Here is a 13,607-nt window from a genome sequence, read left to right as displayed (position 1 = left end):
TGTAGATTTGCAGACTAGATGCTTTTTATATAGCCTAAATAGCCACATTTTTTTGAATATAGTTTAAAGATTCATTTATATCTTCAAATACTTTTTTAGAAATTATTAATCTTTCAATTCCAGGAGCCATCCCTTTTAAGTCAAATATTTTATCGATTTTTATTTCTATATGGCCGTCAATAATATTTATATAGATACATTTTGTATATTTTCTAAAGGATTTAAATATGACAGCTTTGTTATGGGTAGTTTTTATTAGTGTAAATTCATATAAATATAGATTATTGTGTAAATATTTTATAAAATTATCCATAGATACGTTCTCCTTATATTTATTATAAATAATATTATTGACATAATTTCCATTTTTTATATTATTAAATTTAATAATATTGTTAAGGGATAGTTTATATATTATCTGTTATGTGGTATTATTATATAATATATACAAAAACGAAGGAGACGTCACAGATGAATTATATAACAGCAAACAGCAAGTACGAAGTATTTGTTAAAAATATAGAGATAAAACAAAAATTTGATAAGTTAATGACTAAATCAGTTAATATAACACCTGAACAAATAAGTAAATGTGTAGAATTTGCAAAGGAAAGTGTCGAAAATTCTAATGACTATATGAAATTAGTTCCTAAAGATATAAAAGATAAAGAACTTCAAAAGGAAGTAGGAATGCAAAGAATCTTTATAGAGAAAATAGCTGAATGTGGTTTTTTAAATTACTTAATAAGTAGAAATCTAGATGAAAGTGTAATAAATAAGCACAAAATAGGTATAAAAACTGCAATAGCTAAGGAAATTCATACAAGACTTATAATAGAAAAATCTGAATTTGAAACTAAGAAAAATAAGAGAAACTACTATGTAGGAGTTCATTTAAACTTAGAAATGGAAGATAAAAAAGATCGTATAAAAAGACATTTAGTTAAAGATTTATATAAAATAGAGAAAGTTCAAATATTTGGATACTTAGATTCCAAGTTTATAGCAGAGCTTAAGTATGAAAGTGTTAAAAATAAAATGGGTAAAAATGAATTTAAATTCTATAATAAGAAGGCCTCTAACTATGCCTCAAAGGATGAGTATGCTAAGCTTTTAGATGGCGAATGTAAGTGGTACTACTTAGATAAATTAATGCCTATAGATACTTTATCTAAAAAAATAAAATAATAATATAAAAATCATCGTAAATTTTGTTTACGGTGATTTTATTTTATAAATAAAGGGAAAAATAGATAAAAAGAAGTGTAAATTGATTTGTTAAACGATATAAATAATTTTATAAATTAATTAATTAACTAGAGCAACGAGTTAATTAATATAAAAATAGTTTGACACAAAACTAATTTGATTATATAATTAGTTTTATGTCAAACTATCTAAAATAAAAGGAGAAATACATATGACAAATTTAGATTTTATATACAATCGTAAGAGTGTAAGAATGTTCAAAAATACTCCTATTCCAAAAGAAGATATACTTGAATTATTAAAGGCAGCAACTCATGCTCCATCTCCAAAACATCAACAAAATTGGCACTTTGTTGTTCTTCAAAATAATGAAATAATAAATGAAATGGCAGAGATAGTAACTAAAAGCCATGAAAAAATAGGACAACTTGCAACATCAGAAAGAGATAAAAAAAGACATATGAGTGTAATAAATTACTATACATGCTTTAAAAATGCACCAGTAGTAGTATTAGTATATTCATGTGAATACAAAATGATAGAGTACAAAATACTAAAAGAAAATAATGTACCTAAAGAAACACTTGATGTCTTAGTATCATCTCAAGCAGCAGCTCAAGGTATAGGTGCTGCTGTAGAAAACTTCTTATTAGCAGCAACTCAAATGGGTTATGGAACTTGCTATATGACAGGACCTACTCATGCTAAGACTGAAATAGAAAAGTTTATAGGATTTGAAAAAGAAGGATACGAATTAATGTCTATGATTTCTTTAGGTGTTGCTGAGGATAATACACCACCTCAACCACCTCGTAAGCCATTAGAAGAAGTTGTAACATTTATAGATTAATATAAAGCTTATATTTCGCTTAATTAAATTTAAAAATTAAATATTTATTAGTAACTCTTTCAATAGATTATATCCTTTTTAAATCATGACTTTAAGGATAGTATAAATCTAATTAAAAGAGTTATTTTTTTAGAATTTTTAACTGTCCAGTAAAATTATATATAAAAATTTATTCTTAATAATTATTACCTTGCTTGAATATACTTGTACAAATAAGCAATTAAGCAAGGGGGAATTAGAGTGTCAAAGGTATACATAGTAAAGGCTAAAAGAAGTCCAATAGGTAAATTTCTAGGTGGGTTATCAAGTTTATCTTCTGGTAAACTTGCAAGTGAAGTTATTAAATCTGTAATAGTGGAATCAAATATAAACCCTAATGACTTAGATGAAGTTATACTTGGTAATGTACTTCCTGCGGGGCAGGGTCAAGGTGTTGGCAGGCAAGCTTCAATATATGCAAATATACCACAACAAGTACCTGCATATACTGTAAACATTATATGTGGTAGTGGAATGAAATCTGTTATGATAGCGTATAGTCAAATAAGAGCTAAGATGTCAAATATGATTATAGCAGGTGGAGTTGAGGTAATGTCTCAAGTCCCTTTTATGACTAATCCTAAAGTTCGTACTGGTAATAAGATGGGAAATATGGAATTTATAGATGGTATGATTAACGATGGACTTACTGATGTATTTAATAATTATCATATGGGTATTACTGCTGAAAATATAGCGCATAAACACAGTATATCTAGAGAGAAACAAGATATATTTTCTATAAACTCTCAAACAAAAGCTATAAAAGCTATTGATAGTAAAAGGTTCAAAGAAGAGATAGTTCCAATAGAAATAAAAACTAAAAAAGGCACAGTTATTGTAGATACTGATGAGTATCCAAATAGAGATACTAACCTAGAATCTTTATCAAAACTTAAACCAGCATTTAAAAAAGATGGAACAGTAACAGCAGGGAATTCATCTGGAATAAATGATGGATGTAGTATTCTTCTAATAGCATCAGAAGAAGCAGTAAAAAAATGTAATTTAAATCCTATAGCTGAAATAATAAGTGTTGGTCAAGGTGGAGTAGACCCATCTGTAATGGGACTTGGACCTGTACCTGCTATAGAAAATGCAGTAAATAATAGTCCTATAACAATGGATGATATAGAGTTAATAGAACTTAATGAAGCATTTGCTGCTCAATCATTAGGTGTTATAGAAGAACTAAAGGAAAAATACAATTTAAGTGATGAGTGGTTTGAAGAAAGAACTAATGTAAATGGGGGAGCAATAGCATTAGGTCATCCATTAGGAGCATCAGGTGGTCGTATAATAACTACACTTGTTCATGAAATGCAAAAAAGAGAACTTACTTATGGTTTGGCTTCACTATGCATTGGTGGAGGAATGGGTACTGCAGTAATAGTAAAAAGAGTGTAAGGGGGAATAGATATGAGTAAAAAACTTATAAATATAGATTATATATCAAATTACATAAAAGATGGAATGACTATAATGGTTAGTGGATTTATGGGGTGTGGAAGTCCTCATAATATAATAGATAAATTATGTGAACTTAATGTTAAGGATCTGACTTTAATATGTAATGATACAGGGTTTATAGAGTATGGTGTTGGTAAGATGGTAGTTAATAAGCAATTTAAAAAAATATTATCAAGTCATATAGGTTTGAATAAAGAATCTATAAGACAGTTAAATGAAAATGAAACTGAGTTTGAATTAATACCACAGGGAACATTAGCAGAAAGAGTAAGAAGTGGTGGTGCTGGATTAGGTGGAGTGTTAACACCTACTGGAATAGGAACAATAATAGAAGAAGGTAAGTCTAAAATTGTTATAGATGATGTTGAATATATAATAGAAAAACCATTAAAAGCAGATATAGCTATAATAGGTGCTAGTAAAGTAGATAAAAAAGGAAATTGCTACTATAGTGGGTCAGGAAGAAATTTTGCACCTATAATGGCAACAGCAGCGGATATTGTTATAGTTGAGGCTGATGAAGTTGTTGAAGTTGGAGATATAAACCCAGAGGTAGTAATGACTCCACATATATTTGTAGATTATATAGTAAATGGGGGGAATTTAAATGGATAAAAATACACTAAAAAGTATTATAGCAAATAGAGTTGCTAAAGAATTAAAGGATGGAGACGTTGTAAACTTGGGAATAGGTATACCTACTTTAGTTCCTAATTTCTTAGATGAAAATATGGATGTAACTTTCCAATCAGAGAATGGATTTATAGATATAGGATCAACGCCAAAGGAAGGTGAGGAAGATAATTATATAGTAAATGCTGGTGGAATGCCTGTTACTATAAAAAATGGGGGATCATTCTTTGATAGTTGTACTTCTTTTGGAATAATAAGAGGAGGGCATGTAGATATAACGGTATTAGGTGCTCTACAAGTGGATGAAAAAGGAAATTTAGCTAACTGGATGATACCAGGAAAATTAGTTCCAGGTATGGGGGGAGCTATGGACCTTGTAGTTGGGGCTAAAAAAGTTATACTTGCTATGGAACATACTGCAAAAGGTAATCACAAAATATTAAAAGAATGTAATCTACCACTAACAGCAAAAGAACAAGTGGATTTAATAATAACTGAGATGGGTGTTATAAAAGTTACAAAGGAAGGGTTAGTATTAAAAGAGATAAATAGTGAATTTAGTATAGAAGAAGTACAAAATGCTACACAAGCACAACTTATAATAAGTGATGATTTGAAAGACATGGATGTATAGATATATTTAAAAATAATAATCTAGCAAATTATAGATTATTATTTAAAGTTTTTGGATAAAATCTTGTTATACGCATCACTATATTTATTAGCTTTTATAGTAAATTACGTGTATAATGAATAAATACAATCTATTGTAAAAACACATATTTAAGGAGACACAATGATAAAAAGAGAATTCGAAATAAATGATATAGCATATCTTGCTAAAGATAGAAGAATAAAGGTACATGTTGATGGTAGTGATACTTATACTAAAAACATATCTCTAAGAGCAGGAGACGCAGTTAAAATACTAGACTTTGTTGAAATAGAAAAGTATGGATATTCATATGAAGCTGAATTCAAAAAAGATGGTACATCATATATTATAAGAAAACACTTAAGTCAATCAGACCTAAGACCTAAAAAAGCATAATAATTAGTATATATAAATAAGTAAGTCCATAAACAGTTAGCTAAACCAGCAACTGTTTATGGACTTACTTATTTATATAATTACAACACTGTAGTAAATCAATTATAGATATTTGAGTGTATTAACCATATAATTATCTTAAACGGAGGGATAATTATGGGGAATTTGATGGAATATATGATTTTCATTCTAATAATTTTGTTCACACATTTGATAGCATTAAGCACTCAATCTATAAGTGGTAGTCACTATTTTTATGGAGTATATATCAAAAATATAGAATTAGGCAAAGATATTAAAAAAGAAATAGATAAACACTTTAAAAAGAAACTAAACATAGGATTGTTATTAGTTATCGTAATATATTTATTGGCGGGTTTTATATTTAATATTAATATTGGTACTAACATATTAATATTTACAACAGTATATCTAGTACTATACTTTATGTATCTAAAAAAAGCATATGAGGAAGTAAAATTCTTAAAGAATAAATATTTAGAAGCGCATGATGAATTCTTTACACAAAAGAATAATATACCTAAAAAAGTTGTAGTAGATACAGAACTTATAAAGGCTAAACAGAAGCTTAAGAAAAAATTTAAGATATTATTTGGAATATGTATAGGGATTTCTACAGCATCTTTTTTATATGTTTTATTAAATTATAATAGTATGCCAGAGACTATAATTACTCATTGGGGAGCAAGTGGAAAGCCTGATGGTTTTTCACAAAAGAATATAATAAATGTATTTTTTATAAATTTCATAGATTTATCAATGGTTATATTGTTTGCAGTTATGGGAGTTGGGACTATTTCTAGTAAAACATATATAGATACAAAAAATTTAGAGGTAAATAGAAAAAAAGCTACAAAATACTTAAACGGTCTTGGATATTCATTTTTAATATTAACGCTTACTATTCAATCTATCACAACAACAATTCCTGTATTTATGGTACAGGGAAAAAATATACCACTATCACTTACATTATTTGGATGTATAGCACCTATATTTATCACAGTACCTTTAATTTATTTTTATATAATGCTAGGAACATTAAAGCCAAAAGACAAGTCTAGTTACTGCAGTGAAAGTGATGATGATAAATGGATCTATGGGTTTATATATTATAATAAGGAAGATCCATCTCTTATGGTGGAAAAAAGGTTAGGAGCAGGATGGAGTATAAATATTGCAAATCCAATGGGAAAGGTTATAAGTATTATAGTTGTAGTTATAATGGTTGCAAGCTTAACTATATGTTTTATATAGTCAAGTAGACAATAAAAAGATAACATTAAATGAGAAAGTATTTACATTTAGTATAGTTAGATAAATTTTTAGAATAATGAAATTAATTAAGTAGTGACAAAATTGGTTATAATGGTAAAATATATAATGGTGGCTTATGTATAGTCATCATACTACTTAGCAAAATGGTTTAGGAGATGAAGTAATATGAAATTAATTGAATTAAAAAATTATACAGAGAATAAATTTGATAAAGCTATAATAGAGAGAATGTCTAAAGACAGTGAAAGTAATTTAAATAAATATATAAGCAGTGTTATATGTGACTTACTACAAAATATACCAATGGAAGATACATTTAAAATAAATGCAAGGAATAATATAAACAACTATAGTGAAAAGTGTATAGGAGAACTTTGTGCATATGTAAGTTTAATTCCTTATGTACAATTAAGTCTTAAAGAGAACAAAGATGGATATGTTATAACATCTACATTTATAGAAATATTAATAAGCTACATTGTAGGTTATATAACTAGAGACGAATTTATAAAAAGTTTTTTGAAGATAAAAGAAACCTTAAAAATGTCAGATACACTTTATAATGGATTTATAACTTACTTTGCTTTTAATAAAGAAGAAATAATAACTGGAATAAATGAAAGTCTAAAGTAATGCATATGTATTTTAACTGCCCCAAAAGATAGTATGTTAAAATGATAGAAAGCTTACAATACATAAACTAATAAAATAAGCAGAAGGAGACACAAATGAATAATCAATTTTTAAACAAAGAGAAAATATTTGTACAAACTACAGAATTAGCAGCAATATTAATGCAAAGTAGTGGATACTCAGATTTTCATAATAAAGTAGTAGAAAATAATATCGAGTATAATGAACAAAAAACATACGAAATAGCATCTACTGGCTTCGTAGATTTTAATCAACATCTATACGAAGACATAAACCATATGAACTCTATAAGTACTGGAATATATTTAGAAATGTCTTTAATGACGTATAGATTATTTATATGGAGCTCAAAAGGTGAAGGCTTTGAAATATTCAAGCATGTATTACTTGGAGATGAGATAGACAAATTAAAGAGTGTAGAAGATATAAAAGAATACTTATACATTCATTTAAAAGAACTAGAAGAAGGTATAGTTAAAACCTATGGAGATGATACTCAAAAAAGCTTTGAACAATTTGGTATGGCTATAGAAAGTAGACAATTGCCACTACAAAGCATTCTTCAGTATCTAAGTATAGAAAATAATATGAAGGTTTTTAGATAGTAAAACCAAAGCCCTCGATTACTAGGGCTTTAACTTTACAAAAACCTAAAATACCTAGTAGGAATAAATACTACATAAAAAATAAAGCTCTTTTGGATTAAGTTAGTGTTTTCTGTTTATTTTTAAATAGATTATTAATATAAGTTATGCCACTTGAATAAAATACATTAAATAGAATTAATTTATCAGGGGGAGTGTTTTATGGTATATGAAGATAAATATCCAGTACTAGAAATAAACTTAAATAAAATATATGAAAATACAAAGCATGTAGTTGGATTATGTAAAGCTTTAGATATTAATGTTGCAGGAGTAGTAAAGGGTGCAAATGCTCAACCAAAGATTGTAGATCAAATGGTAAAAGGTGGATGTAAATACGTTGCTAGTTCTAGAATAGAACAATTAATAAGTCTTAAGGAGTATGGTATAGAAAAAGAAAACATGTTAATTCGTATACCAATGCTTAGAGAAATACAAGAAGTAGTAAAAAATATTGATATTAGCTTAAACTCAGAGTTAGAAATAATAAATAAAATAGAAGAAGAATGTAAAAAACAAAATAAAGAACATAAAGTTATACTTATGATGGACTTAGGAGATTTAAGAGAAGGAATAATTGATGAAGAAGAATTTATAAATACTGCTATATACATAGAAAATGAATTAAAATACGTAAAACTTTGTGGAGTTGGAACTAATTTAAGTTGCTACGGTTCTATAAAACCTTCCTATGATAATTTAAGTAAATTATGTAATGCTGCTGATAAAATAGAAAGTAAAATAAATAGAGAATTAGACATAATATCAGGGGGTGCAACAACTACGCTACCATTAATATTAGATAATAATATTCCTAAGAAAATAAATAATTTAAGAATAGGCGAAGGAATAATAGTAGGACGTGATTTACCACATTATTGGGGATATGATGTAGATGAAATGCATGAAGATACAATTACATTAAAAGCTGAAATAATAGAAATAAAAAACAAACCATCTTATCCAATAGGTGAAATGTTTATAGATGCTTTTGGAAACAAACCTGTTTATGAAGATAGAGGAATAAGAAAAAGAGCTATTTTAGGAATTGGCAAACAAGATTTTGTTTTTTGTGATAGTTTAATCCCACTAGATGAAGGTGTTGAAATTATAGGAAGTAGTAGTGATCATCTTATTGTAGATATACAAGACAGTACAAAAGCATTCAAAGTAGGAGATATTATAAATTTTGGATTATTTTATCCAAGTGTACTTTACTTAACTTCATCTAATTATGTCAATAAAGTATACATTTAAGTAATAATTATAGATTTATTAAAAAATTAAATATCTAAAAAGTCTGAGTTAACACTTAGGCTTTTTTTAATACTAAGGATGAAATTTACAATTGTAATGAATTTAAATACCTAGTAGGAATAAAATGCTTTTCAATATAAAAATAAATAAAGTCTACTATAAAATAATCCATGAGTTTATAAATTAAAATACAGGAAATATATAAATAATAGAATAGGTATAAATTAAATAAAGTATAATTTATAAATAAGCATTAAAAAGGAAGAGGGTTTAAAATATGAAAATATATACAAAAACAGGTGATAAAGGTCAAACTTCTTTATACGATGGAACTAAAATAGATAAAGATAATATAAGGGTAGAATCATATGGTACTATAGATGAATTAAATTCATACATAGGTTTATGCATAAACTACACAAAGGAAGAAGATAAAAAAGTATTATTTAATATACAAAAAAAACTATTTCATGTAGGTGCAGAGCTTGCAACTAAAGATGAAAGTAAATTTACGAAAATAATTACAGAAGAAGATATTAAAAATCTAGAGAAGATAATTGATGAATATACAAATAAAACAGAGAATGTAAATGCATTTATAATACCAGGGACAGGATTAGCAGCAGCACATTTACATATTGCAAGAGCTATATGTAGAAGAGCTGAAAGAAGAATCTTAACACTTAGAAAAGTTGAACCTGTAAATCCACTTTTAATAAAATATATAAATAGATTATCAGATACAATATATGCTATAGCAAGATGCAATGAAGAAAAGCTAATACCTATGGAATTTTAATTATATATAAATTAATATATCATGTATGATATTATTATAAATAAGGAGATGATAATATTATGAAAATAATAGATTTACACTGTGATACAATAGATAAATTAATGGACTATCCAAATTCAAATTTATATAGGAATAACTTTTCAATAGATATACAAAAACTACAAAAGGCAAATTCGCTAGCACAAGTATTTGCACTTTACTTTGATTTAGATAATCATAGAAGCAATCCATTTAATAGATTTGAGGATATGGCAGATAAGTTCTTTAAACAGTTAGAGCTAAATAAAGAAACGATAGCATTAGCTAGAAATTATGATGAAATATTAGAAAATGAAAGAAATAATAAAATATCAGCAATACTTTCAATAGAAGAAGGTGGAGCAGTTAATGGCAAATTAGAAAATTTACATAAGATATATGAAAAAGGAGTTAGATTAATTACTTTAACTTGGAATTATGAAAATGAAATAGGATACCCTCATAGTCAGATAGGATATGAAACTACAAAACTAAAGCCATTTGGAGTAGAAATAGTAGAAGCTATGAATGAACTGGGAATGTTAGTAGATGTATCACATTTAAATGATGGTGGATTTTATAATGTAGCTGAAATTTCTAAAAAGCCTTTTATAGCATCACATTCAAATGCTAGAAGTGTAACAGATGTTACTCGAAACTTAACAGATGATATGATAAAGATACTTGCAAACAGTGGTGGGGTTACAGGACTAAACTTTTGTAAGTTTTTCTTAGGAGATATGTATATATCAAGAGTTGAACACATTGTAAATCATATAAAACACATAGTAAATATTGGTGGAATAGATGTAGTAGCTATGGGTTCTGATTTTGATGGTATACCTAATGGACTTGAAATGGAAGATATAAGTCAAATGGATAAATTACAAAATGCACTTTTAAAAGGTGGGTTTAAAGAAGATGAAATAGAAAAGATGATGTATAAAAATGCATTAAGGGTTATAAAAGATGTGTTATAGATAACTCCCTTTTCTCTAGAGGACGTAAGACTATGAAAAAGCTTATAACAGAAAACTTTATAAAGAATTTACCAAAGGAAAGGAAAGACTTTATCCTAGAAAAGGTAGATAACTTTATAAATGAATTACAAAGGAATAATAATGAAATAAAAAATATACCAAATAGTTATTCAGTAAGAAAAATAAAAGGAAACGACAACATATTTAAATTTAGAGTAGATATATCAAATAGGATACTTTTTACGTTTGCATCTAAGGTAAATCATATGAGAGACGAATTTAAAGTAGAAAATGCTTTAATAATACTAGACTATTGTAATCATGATAATCAAATAAAAAGAGGGAAAAGCTTAAATCTAAATGTAGACTACAACGACTTAAATAGTGAAGAAAAATTTGAAGAACTAATAGATGAAAACTATAAAACGTATTATTATAATCCAGAAGAAATAATAACTCGTATTGTAGATAATAAAACATTGCTTCAGCTAATAAAAAAAGATGAGAAAAATGCAATCTATTATCTTAATGAAGAACAAGAAGAATGCTTAAAAACTAATTTAACACCACTATTTTTATTTGGTAGTGCAGGAAGTGGTAAAACAACAGTAGGGATAAATAAAATATATTCTTTATACAAAGACTATGAAATTAATATTGGATATTTTACATATTCTAAACTCTTAATGAATGAAACCAGTTCTATGTTTGAATATATATGCTCTCAAAATGGTAAAACTAACTTTAACAGCAAAGTTAGTTTTAAGTATCTTAGTAAATACTTATACAATAAGTCTGATAAAACCAAGACAGTCGATTTTTATAAGTTTAAGGATTGGTTTTACACTAATGTAAATAGAAGTAATAAACTAAAAAAGTCATATATATATGTATTTGATATATACAAAGAAATAAGAGGTATTATAAAAGGTTTAGTGGGTATAAATTGGATGCCATATGTTGAATTTAAAATATGTGACTATTATGTAGATACTATAAATTATTTACATAATAAACAATTTGCACAACTTATTAAAGCTAACTTTGTATTAAATATCAATATAGATATAATAAAAAAAAATCTGGATAATAGCAATGTAGAAAATAAAACTAATATTTTAAATGATTTAGAAAAAATACAAACTAAGATAGAAGAAGAAATAATAAATCAAAAAATAATAGATAAAAATAGCTATTTAAACTTGCCAAATGAGTACTCTATTTATGGTAAAGAAGATAGAAGTCTTATATATGATATAGCAACTAAATATGAAAATTGGCTAAATGAAAATAGCTTATATGATGAAAATGATATAACTAGAATTGTACTTAAAAATCTAAATGATGACAAAGTAAAGAAATATGATTTTATATTAGTAGATGAAATTCAAGATTTAACAGAGATACAAATATACCTTATGTACAAATTAGTAAAAAATCCACATAATATTTTATTTAGCGGTGATTTTAATCAAACTATAAATCCAACATTTTTTAATAGTACTCGTATAGAAACTTTATTTATGAACAACAGTTATAATGACAAGTTTTATAAAAAAATTCTTTATACTAATTATAGGAGTTGTAGTGATATAGTTGATTTATCTAATGAAATTGCTAACTTAAGAATAGAAAAGCTTTATAAAAGTAAAAGAAATGATTATGTAGAAAAGCCAATAAGAGAAAGTACTAATAAGCCATTTTTATTAAAAAATGATGAAGATAATAAAAAAAAACTTTTAAATATGGTAAAAGACCGACACTATGTAGCCATAGTAGTTTGTGATGAAGAAGAAAAATTAAAACTAAAATATGAATATGGTATAAAAGATAGTGTATTTACACTAGGAGAAATTAAAGGTATAGAAAAAAGCTATATCATATGTTATAACATAATATCTAAGCATAAAGCAAAATGGGACGAAATTTTTAGTGGTGTAAGCTATGATAATCATTCATTATATAGATATTACTTTAATATGTTGTATGTGGCTATAACTCGTGCTAGAGATTATGTTTGTTTTTATGAAGAAAAAGAAGATTTACCTTTATATGATAAAATAAAAAATTATATTCAAAAAATAAGTGAATTTGATGAAAGATTATTGATGTTTGATTATATATCAAATGATGATGATTACTTTAATGAAGGTAAATATTTAGAGTCAAAAGAAAAATATGAACAAGCAATAACTCAGTATAAAAAGTCTAATGTTAAAAATATAAATCATTATATAAAAAGATGTGAAGCTTTGCTACTAACAGAAAAAGGGAAATACTCTGAAGCAGGTAGTAAGTTATTGAAATTAAAAGAGTATAACCTTGCTAGCGAATGTTATATGGAAGTTGAAAATTATACAAAAGTACTTAAATGCCATGTATTAAGCAATAAAAATTATGAAGAAATTTTAAACGAATTTAAAGAAATAGGATTAAATCCTCTACAAATAGCACTTCAAAAAGATAGCAAGGAAGCTTGGATGAATGAATTTTATTTATTATATGAAAAGTATATAGATTATAAAATAAATAAAAATAATAAAAATATAAACTATATAAAAGAGACACTAATAATTCTAAACGAAAGATATGAAAACTAGGTGATGAATATGAATGAAAACAATATATTAAATTTAGTAAATAAGTTTGAAAAAAGCTTAGAAGAAAGTGAAAAGTTAACCAATGCACTTATGGGGCTTGAAGG

At 26.3% G+C, this 13,607-nt stretch carries 14 protein-coding genes; 13 read left to right on the top strand and 1 reads right to left on the bottom strand.

Features of this window, described 5'->3' with window-relative positions:
* Positions 1-34: 34 nt before the first annotated feature.
* Positions 35-313, bottom strand: coding sequence for a hypothetical protein (locus AC11VW_RS09800; protein ID WP_484301231.1), 279 nt, complete (start codon positions 311-313; stop codon positions 35-37).
* 158 nt (positions 314-471) lie between these two features.
* Here AC11VW_RS09800 and AC11VW_RS09795 point away from each other — a divergent pair, with 158 nt between their 5' ends.
* The 13 genes from AC11VW_RS09795 to AC11VW_RS09735 all read left to right on the top strand — a co-directional run bounded on the left by AC11VW_RS09795 (position 472) and on the right by AC11VW_RS09735 (position 13,503).
* Positions 472-1,188: a hypothetical protein gene (locus AC11VW_RS09795; RefSeq protein ID WP_484301230.1), complete on the top strand. Its 717-nt coding sequence runs from the start codon at positions 472-474 to the stop codon at positions 1,186-1,188.
* A gap of 232 nt (positions 1,189-1,420) precedes the next feature.
* A complete protein-coding gene (locus AC11VW_RS09790) occupies positions 1,421-2,059 on the top strand; it encodes a nitroreductase family protein (RefSeq protein WP_484301229.1) in 639 nt (212 codons plus the stop codon).
* Positions 2,060-2,299: 240 nt separating this feature from the next.
* Positions 2,300-3,505 carry an acetyl-CoA C-acetyltransferase gene (locus tag AC11VW_RS09785; RefSeq protein ID WP_484301228.1) on the top strand — a complete coding sequence of 402 codons (1,206 nt, stop codon included), beginning with the start codon at positions 2,300-2,302 and terminating at the stop codon, positions 3,503-3,505.
* Between the two features lie 12 nt (positions 3,506-3,517).
* Positions 3,518-4,183: a CoA transferase subunit A gene (locus AC11VW_RS09780; protein WP_484301227.1), complete on the top strand. Its 666-nt coding sequence runs from the start codon at positions 3,518-3,520 to the stop codon at positions 4,181-4,183.
* Positions 4,176-4,835, top strand: coding sequence for a 3-oxoacid CoA-transferase subunit B (locus tag AC11VW_RS09775; RefSeq protein WP_484301226.1), 660 nt, complete (start codon positions 4,176-4,178; stop codon positions 4,833-4,835). The genes AC11VW_RS09780 and AC11VW_RS09775 overlap by 8 nt, the downstream gene beginning before the upstream one ends.
* Positions 4,836-4,997: 162 nt before the next feature.
* Entirely contained in the window at positions 4,998-5,252 is a 255-nt protein-coding gene (locus AC11VW_RS09770; RefSeq protein ID WP_484301225.1) for an RING finger protein, read from the top strand.
* Positions 5,253-5,408: 156 nt separating this feature from the next.
* Complete coding sequence (locus tag AC11VW_RS09765) at positions 5,409-6,530, top strand: DUF1648 domain-containing protein (RefSeq protein ID WP_484301224.1); 1,122 nt, start codon at positions 5,409-5,411, stop codon at positions 6,528-6,530.
* A 186-nt stretch (positions 6,531-6,716) separates the two neighbouring features.
* Positions 6,717-7,184 (top strand): hypothetical protein, encoded by a 468-nt coding sequence (locus AC11VW_RS09760; protein WP_484301223.1) that lies wholly within the window; start codon positions 6,717-6,719, stop codon positions 7,182-7,184.
* Positions 7,185-7,279: 95 nt separating this feature from the next.
* Positions 7,280-7,810 carry a hypothetical protein gene (locus AC11VW_RS09755; RefSeq protein ID WP_484301222.1) on the top strand — a complete coding sequence of 177 codons (531 nt, stop codon included), beginning with the start codon at positions 7,280-7,282 and terminating at the stop codon, positions 7,808-7,810.
* 201 nt (positions 7,811-8,011) lie between these two features.
* Positions 8,012-9,106, top strand: a complete 1,095-nt coding sequence (locus AC11VW_RS09750; RefSeq protein ID WP_484301221.1) for an alanine racemase — start codon at positions 8,012-8,014, stop codon at positions 9,104-9,106.
* Positions 9,107-9,383: 277 nt separating this feature from the next.
* On the top strand, positions 9,384-9,905 hold the full coding sequence (locus tag AC11VW_RS09745; RefSeq protein ID WP_484301220.1) for a cob(I)yrinic acid a,c-diamide adenosyltransferase: 522 nt from the start codon (positions 9,384-9,386) through the stop codon (positions 9,903-9,905).
* Positions 9,906-9,964: 59 nt separating this feature from the next.
* A complete protein-coding gene (locus AC11VW_RS09740; RefSeq protein ID WP_484301219.1) occupies positions 9,965-10,903 on the top strand; it encodes a dipeptidase in 939 nt (312 codons plus the stop codon).
* A gap of 32 nt (positions 10,904-10,935) precedes the next feature.
* A complete protein-coding gene (locus AC11VW_RS09735; protein ID WP_484301218.1) occupies positions 10,936-13,503 on the top strand; it encodes a UvrD-helicase domain-containing protein in 2,568 nt (855 codons plus the stop codon).
* Positions 13,504-13,607 lie beyond the last annotated feature (104 nt).

It is taken from the genome of Romboutsia sp. (genome assembly GCF_056995035.1).
Note: the sequence above shows the minus strand (reverse complement) of the source record. Positions and strands in the feature narration are given on the sequence as shown.